This is a genomic window from Nonomuraea sp. NPDC047897 (assembly GCF_043204415.1).
Lineage (GTDB): Bacteria > Actinomycetota > Actinomycetes > Streptosporangiales > Streptosporangiaceae > Nonomuraea.
The window spans coordinates 19909-33631 of record NZ_JBIDCC010000011.1 but is presented as its reverse complement, the minus strand read 5'-3'; the positions used below and the strand labels follow the sequence as shown (position 1 = coordinate 33631).

Genomic DNA, 13723 nt, shown 5'->3' with positions numbered 1-13723 from the left:
CCACTGACCACAAGGGGAGGAGTTGCAGACGTGCGGATGGCGGACCTAACGGCGGAGACAGGTGTCCCGGTCCCGACGATCAAGTACTACCTGCGGGAGGGGCTGCTGCCGCCCGGCCGCCCCCTGGGTCGCAACCAGGCCGAATACAGCCAGGCGCACGTCCGCAGGCTCAGGCTCGTCCGCGCGCTCATCGAGTACGGCGGGCTGAGCATCGCCGACATCCGCCACCTGGCCCAGCACCTGGACGACCCCGGCTTCAGCGGCGGCGACCTGCTGGGTGTCGCCCAGCTCGCGGTGACCGCGCAGCACGAACCGCCCTCCGGCCCCGGCCGGGAGGAGGCCGAACGGGTCGTCGACGACCTGCTGGCCCGCCACGGGTGGCACGACCTCGACCGGCACCCGTCGCGGCAGACCCTCATCGGGCTGGTCGCCAGCCTGACCCAGCTCGGCCGCGAGGACATGCTCGGCGTGCTCGACGACTACGCGGCGGCGGCCGAACGCGTCGCCGAGGCCGACCTGCGCGTCGTCGGCGAGCTGGGCGACCGGGAGCGGGCGCTGGAGATCGTGGTGCTGGGCACGCAGCTCGGCGACACGATCATCACTGCGCTGCGCAGGCTCGCCCAGGCGCACGTCTCCGAGCGCCTCCACGGGTCGTCCCCGAGCGGACCGTTCCCGGAACCACCGTCCGCGAGCACGGGCTCGGGACCGGGGCAGCCGTCGTGACGTACGGGGCTCGGGGGCCGGGCGGCCGTCCTTACCGCGGCCCGGTCAGAGGCCGAGCCTGGCGTCCTGGAGCCGTGCGATCGCGTCGGGGTCGCCCCTCAGCTCCACCCTGGCGTGCGCCTGGCGCCCGAAGCAGAACAGCAGCAGCTCGCCGGCCTTCCCCGTGACCTCCACCTTCGGGCCGATCTGCGGGCCGCCCAGGGCCACGCCGCCGCCGAGCCGGTGCAGCACCACGCCCACCGGTGCGCGCCGCAGCATCAGCCGCCCGCCGGCCGACACCCGCTTCCAGAAGACCCGTTCGAGACTCTCGGGCAGCTCGCGCGGCTCCCAGGACGGCTGGGCGCGGCGCACGTCCTCGTGGTGCACGAACAGCTCCAGCGTGTTGACCGCCTCGTCCAGCAGCGGCAGCACCCCGTACACCCCGCCGGGCCTGCGCACCAGGTCGACCAGCTCCGGGTAGGGGTGCCGGGCCTTCAGCCGCTCCTGGACCGACGCCGTGTGCCCGGCCAGCGGCTTGAGCGCGATGCCCGGCAGCGCGTCGGGACGACGCTCGCGCAGCACCAGGTGGGCGGCCAGGTCGTACGTCGTCCAGCCGTCGCACAGGGTCGGGGCGTCAGGGCCGAGCCGGTCGAACAGATCGCAGAGGGCGGACCGTTCGCCACGAGCGTGAGTCACGCTATCCACCCTACCCAGGGGAATAACGTGCTGATCGGCAGTGATTGGCTCATAGGGACAATTCATCCGCTCAAGGAAGGACATCCAGCGAGTGGCGAGCAAGGTCACCTCGGCCGTCATGCGTCAGGGGCTCCGCGTTCTCGGAGTCGCCATTCGCGCGGAGAAGGCGGTGTTCGCGTCGGCCGTGCTGGCCAGCGCGGTCTACGGCGGCATGACCGTCGCCTCGGCGTGGGCCCTCGGCTGGGCCACCGAGAACATCGTGCTGCCCACCTTCGAGCAGGGCGGCGTCGGCGCGGGCGCGCTCTGGACGGGTGTGCTGCTCATCGTGGGCACCGCGTTGCTGCGGGCCGTCGGCGTGGCCGGGCGGCGCATCCTGGCCGGCGTCATGCAGTACCGCATGCAGGCCCGGTCGCGCCGCGACGTCTCCAAGCAGTACCTCCGGCTCCCGCTGGCCTGGCACCACCGCCACCCGACCGGGCAACTGCTGTCCAACGCCAGCTCTGACGCCGAGGCGGCCTGGGCGCCGATCGCGCCCCTGCCGATGGCCGTCGGAGTGATCGTCATGCTGGTGACGGCGGCCGTCGCGATGGTCCTCACCGACCCCGTGCTGGCGCTGGTCGGCTTCCTGATCTTCCCGGCCATCGCCGTGCTCAACCTGGTCTACCAGCGCCGGCTCAGCCCGCTCGCCACCCGCGCCCAGCAGTTGCGCGCCGAGGTGAGCGAGATCGCGCACGAGAGCTTCGACGGCGCGCTCGTCGTCAAGACCCTCGGTCGTGAGTCTCTGGAGACCGAGCGGTTCCAGCGACGCGCCCACGAGCTGCGCGACGCCAACATCGCCGTCGGCCGGGTGCGCGGCCTGTTCGACCCGATGCTGGAGGCGCTGCCCACCCTCGGCGTGCTCGCCGTGCTCGCGGTCGGTTCGCTGCGCCTCGCCTCCGGTGCCATCGACCCCGGCGAGCTGGTGCAGGTCGCCTACCTGTTCACGCTGCTCGCCTTCCCCATCAGGGCGCTCGGCTGGGTGCTCGCCGAGCTGCCGCGCAGCGTCGTCGGCTGGGAGCGGGTGAGCGCCGTGCTGGAGGCCGAGGGCTCCATGGACTACGGCCGGACCTCCGTGCCCGACACCTCCGCCCCCGCCGGGCTGGAGGTGGAGGACGTCTCCTACGCCTACGGCTCCGGCGACGTGCTGCACAAGGTGCGCTTCGACGTGCCGCCGGGCCGTACGGTCGCCCTGGTCGGGCCGACCGGCTCCGGCAAGTCCACGCTCGTCCAGCTCCTGGCCAGGCTCGTCGATCCGGACGCCGGGCGGGTCCTGCTCGACGGCGTGGACCTGCGCGAGCTGCCGTACGGCGGCGTGGCCGAGTCGGTCGCGCTGGTGCCGCAGCAGACGTTCCTGTTCGACGACACCGTGCGCGGCAACGTCGCGCTCGGCCTGGAGGCCGGCGACGACGACGTGTGGGCGGCGCTACGGCTCGCCCAGGCCGACGGGTTCGTCGCCAGGCTCCCCGACGGCCTGGCCACCCGGGTGGGCGAGCGTGGCGCCACCCTGTCCGGCGGGCAGCGGCAGCGCCTCGCCCTGGCCCGCGCGGTCGTGCGCCGGCCCCGGCTGCTCGTCCTCGACGACGCCACCTCCAGCGTGGACCCGCAGGTGGAGGCGCGCATCCTGCACGGGCTGCGCGACGCGGCGCAGGCGTCCACCGTGGTGGTCGTCGCCTACCGGCTGGCCACGATCGCGCTCGCCGACGAGGTCGTCTACCTCGAACGCGGCCGGGTCGAGGACCGCGGCACCCACGCGGAGCTGCTGGAGCGCTGCCCCGGCTACCGCAACCTGGTCACCGCCTACGAACGCGAGGAGGCCGAGCGGGCCGCCATCGCGGCCGAGGCCGAAGAGGAAGAAGGGGTCAGCGCGTGAGCGTCACCACCGGCGGCATCGGCCGCAACGCCGAACGGTCGGCCCTGGCGACCGTCCGGCACGGCCTGTCGCTCACGCCGGAGTTCCGCAAGGGCCTCGCCGGCACCCTCGCGCTGGCCGTCGTCGCCACCACCGGCAAGATCATCGTGCCGATCGCGGTGCAGCAGACGATCGACGACGGCCTGCGGGGCGGCACGCCCGACATCTCCTACATCACCGCGGCCGTCCTGCTGTGCGCGGCCGCCGTGGTGCTGACAGCCGTCGCCGGCTACGTCATGAACGTCCGCCTGTACAGGGCGACCGAGTCCTCGCTCGCCTCGCTGCGCGTGCGGGGTTTCCGGCACGTGCACGACCTGTCGGTGCTCACCCAGAACACCGAGCGGCGCGGCGCCCTGGTCTCCCGCGTCACCAACGACGTCGACCAGATCAGCACGTTCATGCAATGGGGCGGGCTGATGATCATCGTGGCGGTCGGCCAGCTCCTCGTGGCCAGCGTCCTCATGCTGGTCTACTCCTGGCAGCTCACACTGCTCGTGTGGGCCTGCTTCCTGCCGCTCATGGTCGCCCTGCCACGCTTTCAGCGGTGGCTCTCGCGGGCCTACACCCGGGTGCGCGAGCGCACCGGCGACATGCTGTCGGCCGTCAGCGAGTCGGTCGTGGGCGCGACCGTCATCCGGGCGTACGCCGCCGAGCGGCGCACCGCCGCGCGCATCGACGCCGCCGTGGACGCCAACAAGGCGGCCCAGGTCAGGGCGCAGACCATCGTCGGATTCGTCTTCCCGCTCACCGAGATCGTGGCCGCCGTGGCCATCTCCGGCATCGTGCTGCTGGGCGTGCGGCTCGGCCTGTCGGGCGACATCAGCGAGGGCAGGCTGGTGGCGTTCCTCTTCCTCGTGACGCTGTTCGTCGCGCCGCTGCAGACCGCCACCGAGGTGTTGAACGAGGCGCAGAACGCCGTCGCGGGCTGGCGGCGCATCCTCGGCGTCCTCGACACCCCGCCCGACGTCGCCGACCCCGGAGCCGACGGCGTGGAGCTGCCGCGTGGCCCGATCTCCGTGGCGTTCGAGAACGTGCACTTCGCCTATCCGGGTGGCGCGCCCGTGCTGCGCGAGGTGTCCCTGGAGATCCCGCCGCGCTCGCGCGTCGCGATCGTGGGCGAGACGGGGTCGGGGAAGACCACGTTCGCCAAGCTGCTCACCCGGCTCATGGACCCCGCCTCCGGCCGGGTCACCGTCGACGGGCACGACCTGCGCCGGGTCCGCTTCTCCTCGCTGCGCGAGCGCATCGTCATGGTGCCGCAGGACGGCTTCCTGTTCGACGGCACGCTGGAGGAGAACATCCGGTACGGCCGGCCGGCCGCCACCCGCGAGGAGATCGAGCTGGCGATGACCGAGCTGGGCCTGGCCGACTGGGTGGACGGCCTGCCCGCCGGCCTCGACACCCCGGTGGGGCAGCGCGGCGAGTCGCTGTCGGCGGGGGAGCGGCAGCTCGTCGCGCTGGCCCGCGCCTACCTGGCCGACCCCGACCTGCTGCTGCTCGACGAGGCCACCTCCGCCGTCGACCCGGCCACCGAGGTCCGTCTCGCGCGGGCCCTGGAAGGGGTCACGCGGGGGCGCACCGCCGTCTCGATCGCGCACCGGCTGTCCACGGCGGAGAGCGCCGACGAGGTGCTGGTGTTCGACGGCGGTCGGCTGGTCCAGCGTGGGCCGCACGCGGAGTTGGTCAGCAGGCCGGGTGTCTACGCCGACCTGCACGCCTCCTGGGTGTCGGCCGCCCGCTCCTGATCGCGCCCGCTGCTGGTCGCGCCCGCTGCTGGTCGCGTCCGGTGCTGACCGTCACCCCCGGCCGTCCACCTGGCGGGCGGCCGGGGGCTTCAGCCGGTGCGGGCCGAGAGGGTCACGCTGGTGCCGCCGGGCGTCGAGACGATCGTCAGGTGATCGCACAGCAGACGGGTGAGCCACAGACCCCTGCCGCCCGGATCGTGACGTGACGGTGTCCGGGCCGGCCGCGTCCACTCCGGCGGCAGCCCAGGCTCCTCGTCGGTGACCTCGCACCACAGCCGGTCGTCGTGCGCCCACAGCCGCAGCCGTCCCCGGCCGCCGCCGTACAGCACCACGTTCGTGGCGATCTCGTTGACGGCCAGCACGAAGTCCTCCAGCCGCCGGCCCGTCAGCCCCGCGCCCGCCGCGTGCGCGGCGACAGCCCCGCGCAGCACGGCGATACGGCCCCGTACGACGTCCGCGGCGACCGCGCGCCTACACATCGCCGGTCACCCCGCGCCCGCTCCGGCGTGTCGGCGTCGGGCGGCCGGCCGGAGATCTGAACCACGATGACCCTCCATGGACCCTCCATGCCGTGTGTCGCGTAGAAGGTACTCTGCGGGGTGCCGTCACGTAACGCGTTCTCCATCAGAGCCTCCCGAGGGGACCGGCGGCTTTAGCCGCCGGGGGAATCGGGAGCGGGAGGGCCGTCAAGGCCCGAGCAGCCCTGACCCGCCAGGTCTGCGCATCACAGGTCTCCTTCCGGGTTTTGTCGGTGCCTGCCGGTACCGTGGTCGCGTCGTTACCGAGCGTGGGAGGGGGTGTGCGCAGGTCGTTCAAGTTCCTGCTGCGCCCCACCAGCAGGCAGGCCGCCGCGCTCGCCGCTTGCCTGGAGGATCACCGAATCCTGTACAACGCCGCTCTGGAGCACCGGCGCACCGCCTACGCCAAGGCGGGTGTCACGGTCCGGTACGGCGATCAGTCGGCGGAGCTGAAGCACATCCGCGCCGACGATGGAGAGGGTCAGGGCCGGTGGTCGTTCTCCTCCCAGCAGGCCACGCTGCGACGGCTCGACAAGGCGTTCCGGGCGTTCTTCGACCGCGTCAAGGCCGGGCGCACACCGGGGTTCCCGCGTTTCAAGGGGCGGGGCTGGTTCGACGCGGTGGAATGGCCCAGGGACGGCGACGGTTGCCGGTGGGATTCCCAGCCCGAGCATCCGGCCGCCACGTTCGTGCGCCTTCAGGGCGTCGGCCACGTCCGGGTGCACCAGCACCGGGCCGTGAAGGGCCGGGTGAAGACGATCGCCGTGAAGCGCGAGGGCTCGCGCTGGTACGTGCTGTCGTGCGACGAGGTGCCCGCGCAGCCGCTGCCCGCGACCGGTCTGGTCGCGGGGATCGACCTGGGTGTCGCCTCGCTGGTCACGACCAGCGACGGCCACCACATCGACAACCGGCGGCACCTGGCCGCCTGCGCCGGCCGCCTGGCGTCGGCCCAGCGCGATCTCGCCCGGACCAAGCGCGGGTCCAAGCGCCGCCGTAAGGCGGTCGCCCGGGTGGCGGCGCTGCACGCCAAGGTCCGCCGCCAGCGGATCGACGGCGCGCACAAGGCCGCCTTGGCCCTGGTCCGTGGCTGCGACGTGATCGTGCACGAGGACCTGCGGATCGCGAACATGACCCGCTCGGCGTCCGGCACGATCGAGGCGCCCGGCCGCAACGTCGCCGCCAAGGCCGGGCTCAACCGAAGCATCCTGGACGCGGGTTGGGGGGGTGTTCCTGACGATCCTCGCGCACAAGGCTGAAAGCGCCGGTCGAGAGTTGATCGCAGTCGATCCCCGCAACACCTCCCGCACCTGCTCGCGCTGCGGGCACTGCGCGAAGGACAACCGCCTCACCCAGGCCGCGTTCGCCTGCACGGCGTGCGGGCACCGGGCGCACGCCGACATGAACGCGGCGACCAACATCCTCAGGGCAGGGCTTGCCCTTCGCCAGGCTGCCCAAGCGGCTTAGCGAGAAGCCGCTCCCTTCAGGGAGCGGAGGAGTCACGACGGGGTCATGACGGGGCCGCGGGGAGCGGGCGTGGACGTGCTGGAGATGACGCGGCGCAGGCACGGGGAGATGGTGGTCGTCAGCCTCGCGGGGGAGGTCGACGTCGACAACGCGTCCCAGGTGCGCCGGTGCCTGGGCGAGGCCGCCGCTTCGCGCGGCTCCCGGCTCGTCGTCGACCTGAGCGACCTGGCGTTCATCGACACGACGGGGCTCGGCGTGCTCGTGAGGCTGCGGGCGGAGCTGGTCGAGCGCGAGGGCACCGTGGTCCTCGTCGCCCCCGACGGCCAGGTGCTCAGGCGGCTGCGCAGGACCAACCTGGCGCCGCTGTTCCCGATCTACGACACGCTCTCCCAGGCGCTCGGCTGACCCGGCCGCGTCGCCCGTCCGATGTGAAGGGCGACCGGCGAGGCTGGTTGAATGGCGGCATGCCCCTGGATCCCAAGATCGCCTCGCGGCTGAAGCGCAACGGCGACGGGCTGGTGCCCGCGATCGTCCAGCAGCACGACACGGGCGAGGTCCTCATGCTCGCCTGGATGGACGACGAGGCCCTGCACCGCACGCTCACCACCGGCAGGGCGACCTACTGGTCGCGCAGCCGCGGCGAATACTGGGTCAAGGGCGACACGTCCGGTCACGTGCAGCACGTCCGGGGCGTCGCGCTCGACTGCGACGGCGACACGGTGCTGCTCAAGGTCGACCAGGTGGGCGCCGCCTGCCACACCGGTGACCGCACCTGCTTCGACGCCGCACCCCTGGAGGTGGCGGCAGCGCCATGACCACGCCCGAACACCCGCCCGGCGAGCCCGCCGTCCCTGGAGCGGACGCTTCCGCAGAGGGGTCGGCGGCCGGTGCCGGCGGGCGGCGGCGGTCCGGGCGCGAGCTGGGCCTGTGGGTGCTGGCCACGGCGCTCGGCTGCGCGCTCGTCCTGTTCGCGACGACCCGCCCCTGGGTCGGCGGAGTGCGCGGGACGGGACCGCACGGCGGCGCGGGCCCCTTCGCCACGCCCACCGGAGGAGATCTCGGCCCCGCCCTCGTCCCGGTGGCCCTCGCGGGTCTGGCCGGCGTCGTGGCGGCGCTGGCCGCCAAGGGCGTCGCCCGGCGGGTGATCGGAGCGCTGGTGGCGCTGTGCGGCCTGGTGGCCGGCCTCGCCACCTGGCTGGCGACCGGCGGCGAGGCGACGCTGGGCTGGCTGCGCGAGCACAACGTACTGCAGGCCACGGGCGCCCTCCAGTGGGACGCCGTGCCGCTGTGGCCCGCGCTCGCCGGGCTCGGCGCGGCGATCATGGCCGTCGGCGGGGCGGTCGCGGTCGTCCGCGGCGGCCGGTGGGCGGGCATGTCCGACCGCTACGAGCGCGACCCGGCGCGGCGGCGCGCCTCCGCCGCCGACGACCGCGCCCTGTGGGAGGCCCTCGACCGGGGAGACGATCCCACCTCCTGAGCCCCACCTCCTGAGCCCCACCTCCTGAGCCCCACCTCCTGAGCGTTCCGAGGTCACGAATGGCCGACGGTCTGCCACGAACCCGGACCGGCCGGGCGTCAGATCAATAAGCTGGCCAAGTCACTCGCCACGACCACGGAGGAGCCGAAGGCATGACGTACGGGGACCAGGGCGGCAGCGGGGGCTACGGCGCACAGCCGCCCGGCGGCGGTTACGGTCAGCAACCGCCGAGCAGTGGTGGCTACGGTCAGCAGCCCCCCAGTGGCGGTGGCTACGGTCAGGGCGGCTACGGTCAGCAGCCCCCCAGCGGCGGCGGCTACGGCGGCCAGCCCGCCGGCGGCGGCTACGGCCAGCAGCCGCCGAGCAGTGGTGGCTACGGCGGCCAGCCGGCCGGCGGCTATGGGCAGCAGGGCTACGGCCAGCAGGGATACGGGTCCGGCGGGTACAGTCAGCCGAACCCCGACTACGGGCAGGCCTACGGGCAGCAGGGCTACGGGCAGCAGGGCTACGCTGGATACGGCCAGCCGCAACCTGCCAGGACGACCAACGGCATGGCCGTGACGTCGCTGGTCCTCGGCATCGTCGGGCTGGTCTTCTGTGGTTTCACGAGCATCCCCGGCGCGATCGTCGGCCACATCGCGCTCAACCGGATCAAGAAGACGGGGGAGGAGGGTCACGGCATGGCGATGGGCGGCCTGGTCACCTCCTACATCACCATCGTGCTGTGGCTGGTCCTCTGGGTGATCTTCGGTGGCATGTGGCTCGCCCTGTTCGGCCTCACCGCGGCCGCGACGACCTCGGGTTACTGACAGGCTGTCACGGCGTGTGTACACAGTTGCAGTCCGATCACGAAATGTCCCTAAAAGGGATGTTGTTCCGTGTCGCTCATGGTTTGTCGCTAGGCTGCCGCGCGCAACTCGGCAGACAATTGAGTGCATGAGGAGTCAACGAGCATGAGCTACGGAAACCAGGGCGACGGCGGCTACGGCGCCCAGCCTCCCGGTGGCGGCTACGGTCAGCAGCCCCCGAGCGGCGGTGGCTACGGTCAGCAGCCGCCGAGCGGCGGTGGCTACGGTCAGCAGCCCCCGAGCGGCGGTGGCTACGGTGGTGGTTACGGTCAGCAGCCTCCCGGTGGCGGCTACGGTCAGCCGGGCGGCTACGGCCAGCAGCCCCCGCCCGACAACCACCTGGTCGCCGCCATCCTGACCACGCTGTTCTGCTGCCTGCCCCTCGGCATCGTGTCGATCGTCAAGTCGTCGCAGGTCAACTCGAAGTGGCAGATGGGCGACTACCAGGGTGCCGTGGAGGCCTCCGAGGAGGCCAAGACCTGGTGGAAGCGGTCGCTGATCGCCGGTGCCATCTGGTGGGTGCTGGTCATCGTCGGTTACATCCTGCTGTTCGTGATCATCGCGGCGAACGCGCCGAGCTCGAGCTACTGACGGGACACGCCTGACATGGGCATCGCGAACCCCGAGCGGCGCGGCACCGGACGACTGCGGCCGGTGCTGGCGCCGCTCGGCGTCGCGGCCGCGGCCGGCGGCGTGCTGGCGTTCGTGGGCCTCGTCGATCCGAACGAGCCCGGCCACTATCCGACGTGCCCCTTCCTGTGGGCCACCGGGCTCTACTGTCCCGGCTGCGGGACCCTGCGCACCATCCACGCGCTGGCGCATCTCGACCCCGTGGCCGCGCTCGGCCTCAACCCGCTGGCCGTGGCGATGGTGCCGTTCCTGGTGTTCTGGTGGGGCCGCTGGCTGGTGCGCGCCTTGCAGGGCCGGCCGAGGCGGACCACCCTGGCGCATCCCGCCTGGCTGTGGGCCTTCATCGGCGTGGTGCTGGTCTACTGGGTGGTGCGCAACCTTCCGTTCGGCGCTTTTCTGTCACCGTAGCCGGGGGCCTGTGGCCGGGTGGGGCCGGTGGGGCCGATACCATCGCAGGACAGGCCGGGAGCGGACGCCAGGCGAACTCCCAGCCATCCCCAACTGCCGACCGGAGGGATCCCAAGCGCGTGAGTGAGCGTACCGAAGGGCCGAGTGTCCTCGACGACATCCTCGACGGGGTGCGCGCCGACCTCGCCGCACGCCAGCAGGCCGTCTCGCTCGACGAGCTCAAGCGACGGGCCGAGCGGGCTCCCGACCCCCGAGACGCGCTCGCCGCGCTCGGCGGAGACCGGGTCTCGGTGATCGCCGAGGTCAAGCGCTCCAGCCCGTCCAAGGGCGCGCTCGCCGCGATCGCCGATCCCGCCGCGCTGGCCGCCGACTACGAGGAGGGCGGCGCCCACGTGATCAGCGTGCTGACCGAGCGGCGCAAGTTCGGCGGCAGCCTCGACGATCTGGCCGCGGTCCGCGCGCGGGTCGACATCCCCATCCTGCGCAAGGACTTCATCCTCACCTCCTACCAGCTCTGGGAGGCTCGGGCCCACGGCGCCGACCTGGCCCTGCTCATGGTCGTCTGCCTGGAGCAGGAGGCCCTGGTGTCGCTGATCGAACGGGCCGAGTCGATCGGGCTCACCCCGCTGGTCGAGGTGCACACCGAGGAGGAGCTCGACCGCGCCGTCGCGGCCGGTGCCCGCGTCATCGGGGTCAACGCGCGTAACCTGAAGACACTCGAGGTCGACCGCGACGTCTTCGCCAAGATCGCGCCTAAGATCCCGGACAATGTCATCAAGATCGCGGAGTCGGGTGTCCGCGGGCCGCACGACCTGCTCGCCTACGCCAGGTCCGGTGCCGACGCCGTGCTGGTGGGCGAGAGCCTGGTCACCGGCAAGGATCCGCGCAAGGCGGTGGAGGCGCTGGTGACGGCCGGCGCCCACCCGGCGACACGCCCCGACCACGGAGCAGAGGGATAGCAGTGACACACGACGGCTCCATTCTCACCGCCGCCGACCTGGCGGGCAACGGCGCCCACGGCGACGACCCCGACCTGCGCGGCAAGTTCGGCGTCTTCGGCGGGCGCTACGTGCCGGAGGCCCTCATCCCGGCGCTCGACGAGGTCGCCAGGGTCTACGAGCAGGCCCGCACCGACGTGCAGTTCCTGCGCGAGTTCGACCACCTGCTGCGCACCTACGCGGGCCGGCCGACCACGCTGACCGACGTGCCGCGCTTCAGCGAGCAGGCCGGCGGCGCGCGGGTGCTGCTCAAGCGCGAGGACCTCACCCACACCGGCGCTCACAAGATCAACAATGTGATCGGGCAGGCGCTGCTGACCAAGCGGCTCGGCAAGAAGCGGGTCATCGCCGAGACCGGCGCCGGCCAGCACGGCGTGGCCACCGCCACCGCGGCCGCCCTGCTCGGCCTGGAGTGCGTCATCTACATGGGCGCCGTCGACTGCGAGCGCCAGGCACTCAACGTCGCCCGGATGAAGCTCCTCGGCGCCACCGTGGTGCCCGTGCACAACGGGTCCAAGACCCTCAAGGACGCCATCAACGAGGCGTTCCGCGACTGGGTCACCAACGTCGACACCACCCACTACCTGTTCGGCACCGTCGCCGGGCCGCACCCGTTCCCCGAGATCGTCCGCGACTTCGCGCGGATCATCGGCGTCGAGGCGCGCCGCCAGACGCTGGAGCTGACCGGCCGGCTGCCCGACGCCGTCTGCGCGGCGGTCGGCGGCGGCAGCAACGCGATCGGCATCTTCCACGCGTTCATCGGCGACGAGAGCGTCCAACTGCACGGCTACGAGGCGGGCGGCCACGGCCTGGCCAGCGGCGAGCACGCGCTCACGCTCACCGCCGGTTCCGTCGGCGTGCTGCACGGCGCGCGCACCTACGTGCTCCAGGACGACGAGGGCCAGACGATCGATTCCCACTCGATCTCGGCCGGGCTCGACTATCCCGGGGTGGGGCCCGAGCACGCCTGGCTCAAGGACAGCGGGCGCGCCACCTACCACGGCGTCACCGACGACCAGGCGATGGCCGCCTTCTCGCTGCTGGCCAGGACCGAGGGCATCATCCCGGCCATCGAGTCGTCCCACGCCCTCGCCGGCGCGCTGGAGCTGGGCCGCGAGCTCGGTCCCGAGGCGACGATCCTGGTCAACCTCTCCGGGCGCGGCGACAAGGACATGGGCACCGCGATGAAGTACTTCAACCTCTAGCGCCACGGCCGCGGCGGGCGGCCGTACGGTCCCAGGCGGGACACACCGCCGGAACCGGCGGTGTCGCAGGCGCTGACACGGCCGGCGACGCCGGCGCTGACAGGGCCGGCGACACCGGCGACGCCGCCGGGAGAGGCACGGCGGACGATGGCACCATGGAACGCGACGGCGGCAGCGGCGGCGTAGCGGCCTCGACCACTGAGAACGGACGATCATGACAACTCTTCAGACGGTGTTCGCCAAGGCGAAGGCGGACAACCGCGCGGCGCTCGTCGGCTATCTCCCCGCGGGCTTCCCGTCCAAGGACGGCGCCATCGCCGCCGCCGCCGCCCTGGTCGAGGCCGGCTGCGACGTCATCGAGATCGGCCTGCCCTACTCCGACCCGCTCATGGACGGCCCGACCATCCAGGACGCGGTGCACCGCTCCCTGATCAACGGCACTCGCATCGCCGACGTCATGCGCACGGTCGAGGGCGTGGCGGCCACGGGCGCGGCGACGCTCGTCATGACCTACTGGAACCCGATCGACCGCTACGGCGCCGACCGGTTCGCGCGTGACCTGGCCGCCGCGGGCGGCGTCGGCACCATCACGCCCGACCTGACCCCCGAGGAGGCGGGCCCCTGGCGCGAGGCCTCGGCCGCCGCCGGCATCGACACGGTCTTCCTGGTGGCGCCCAGCTCGACCGAGGAGCGCATCCGGGCCGTCGTCGAGTGCTGCACCGGGTTCGTCTACGCCGCGTCCCTCATGGGCGTCACAGGCGCGCGCGAGAGCGTCAACGTGGCCGCAGGCGACCTCGTCAAGCGCACCCGGGCGCACACCGACCTGCCCGTCTGCGTGGGCCTGGGCGTCGGCACCGGCAGGCAGGCGGCCGAGGTGGCCGCGTACGCCGACGGCGTCATCGTCGGCTCGGCGTTCATCCGCCGCATGCTCGACGCGCCCGACGAGCCGGCCGGGCGCGCCTCGATCGGCGAGCTGGCCCGTGAGATGGCGCAGGGCGTGCGCTCCCGCGGCTGAGCGCCGCCGCCGGCACGCCCGCACCCGGCCTCCGGCCTGGCGATTTCCCCCTTAGCTGACGCTTATTCG

16 protein-coding genes are annotated in these 13723 nt (G+C 72.8%); 14 read left to right on the top strand and 2 right to left on the bottom strand.

What is annotated here, in order from left to right; all coding sequences use genetic code 11:
- Positions 1-36: 36 nt before the first annotated feature.
- Entirely contained in the window at positions 37-723 is a 687-nt protein-coding gene (locus ACGF0J_RS24305) for a MerR family transcriptional regulator (protein ID WP_393149258.1), read from the top strand.
- Between the two features lie 45 nt (positions 724-768).
- On the opposite strand, the gene ACGF0J_RS24300 is transcribed toward ACGF0J_RS24305, so the two are convergent.
- Positions 769-1398, bottom strand: coding sequence for a TIGR03085 family metal-binding protein (locus tag ACGF0J_RS24300; RefSeq protein ID WP_393149257.1), 630 nt, complete (start codon positions 1396-1398; stop codon positions 769-771).
- Positions 1399-1516: 118 nt separating this feature from the next.
- Here ACGF0J_RS24300 and ACGF0J_RS24295 point away from each other — a divergent pair, with 118 nt between their 5' ends.
- Together ACGF0J_RS24295 and ACGF0J_RS24290 are read left to right on the top strand one after the other, a co-directional pair.
- Positions 1517-3307 (top strand): ABC transporter ATP-binding protein, encoded by a 1791-nt coding sequence (locus ACGF0J_RS24295; RefSeq protein ID WP_393149540.1) that lies wholly within the window; start codon positions 1517-1519, stop codon positions 3305-3307.
- Positions 3304-5091, top strand: coding sequence for an ABC transporter ATP-binding protein (locus ACGF0J_RS24290; RefSeq protein WP_393149256.1), 1788 nt, complete (start codon positions 3304-3306; stop codon positions 5089-5091). Before ACGF0J_RS24295 ends, ACGF0J_RS24290 begins: the two co-directional genes overlap by 4 nt.
- Before the next feature lie 89 nt (positions 5092-5180).
- On the opposite strand, the gene ACGF0J_RS24285 is transcribed toward ACGF0J_RS24290, so the two are convergent.
- Positions 5181-5570 carry an ATP-binding protein gene (locus ACGF0J_RS24285; RefSeq protein WP_393149255.1) on the bottom strand — a complete coding sequence of 130 codons (390 nt, stop codon included), beginning with the start codon at positions 5568-5570 and terminating at the stop codon, positions 5181-5183.
- A gap of 320 nt (positions 5571-5890) precedes the next feature.
- On the opposite strand from ACGF0J_RS24285, the gene ACGF0J_RS24280 reads away from it, so the two are divergent.
- The 11 genes from ACGF0J_RS24280 to trpA all read left to right on the top strand — a co-directional run bounded on the left by ACGF0J_RS24280 (position 5891) and on the right by trpA (position 13654).
- A complete protein-coding gene (locus tag ACGF0J_RS24280; protein ID WP_393149254.1) occupies positions 5891-6865 on the top strand; it encodes an RNA-guided endonuclease InsQ/TnpB family protein in 975 nt (324 codons plus the stop codon).
- Positions 6834-7073, top strand: coding sequence for a zinc ribbon domain-containing protein (locus ACGF0J_RS24275; RefSeq protein WP_393149253.1), 240 nt, complete (start codon positions 6834-6836; stop codon positions 7071-7073). The genes ACGF0J_RS24280 and ACGF0J_RS24275 overlap by 32 nt, the downstream gene beginning before the upstream one ends.
- 45 nt (positions 7074-7118) lie before the next feature.
- Positions 7119-7478, top strand: a complete 360-nt coding sequence (locus ACGF0J_RS24270) for an STAS domain-containing protein (RefSeq protein WP_393149252.1) — start codon at positions 7119-7121, stop codon at positions 7476-7478.
- Positions 7479-7537: 59 nt separating this feature from the next.
- The gene (gene hisI / locus ACGF0J_RS24265) at positions 7538-7888 is read left to right on the top strand and encodes a phosphoribosyl-AMP cyclohydrolase (RefSeq protein ID WP_393149251.1); all 351 of its coding nucleotides are present in this window, start codon (positions 7538-7540) and stop codon (positions 7886-7888) included.
- Positions 7885-8550 (top strand): Trp biosynthesis-associated membrane protein, encoded by a 666-nt coding sequence (locus tag ACGF0J_RS24260; protein ID WP_393149250.1) that lies wholly within the window; start codon positions 7885-7887, stop codon positions 8548-8550. Before hisI ends, ACGF0J_RS24260 begins: the two co-directional genes overlap by 4 nt.
- 152 nt (positions 8551-8702) lie before the next feature.
- Positions 8703-9359 (top strand): DUF4190 domain-containing protein, encoded by a 657-nt coding sequence (locus ACGF0J_RS24255; protein ID WP_393149249.1) that lies wholly within the window; start codon positions 8703-8705, stop codon positions 9357-9359.
- Between the two features lie 144 nt (positions 9360-9503).
- The gene (locus tag ACGF0J_RS24250; protein ID WP_393149248.1) at positions 9504-9989 is read left to right on the top strand and encodes a CD225/dispanin family protein; all 486 of its coding nucleotides are present in this window, start codon (positions 9504-9506) and stop codon (positions 9987-9989) included.
- Between the two features lie 15 nt (positions 9990-10004).
- Positions 10005-10436: a DUF2752 domain-containing protein gene (locus ACGF0J_RS24245; protein WP_393149247.1), complete on the top strand. Its 432-nt coding sequence runs from the start codon at positions 10005-10007 to the stop codon at positions 10434-10436.
- Positions 10437-10555: 119 nt separating this feature from the next.
- Entirely contained in the window at positions 10556-11395 is an 840-nt protein-coding gene (gene trpC, locus ACGF0J_RS24240) for an indole-3-glycerol phosphate synthase TrpC (RefSeq protein WP_393149246.1), read from the top strand.
- Between the two features lie 38 nt (positions 11396-11433).
- Positions 11434-12639, top strand: a complete 1206-nt coding sequence (gene trpB, locus ACGF0J_RS24235) for a tryptophan synthase subunit beta (RefSeq protein ID WP_393149539.1) — start codon at positions 11434-11436, stop codon at positions 12637-12639.
- 214 nt (positions 12640-12853) lie between these two features.
- The gene (trpA, locus tag ACGF0J_RS24230) at positions 12854-13654 is read left to right on the top strand and encodes a tryptophan synthase subunit alpha (RefSeq protein WP_393149245.1); all 801 of its coding nucleotides are present in this window, start codon (positions 12854-12856) and stop codon (positions 13652-13654) included.
- The last annotated feature ends 69 nt before the right edge of the window (positions 13655-13723 follow it).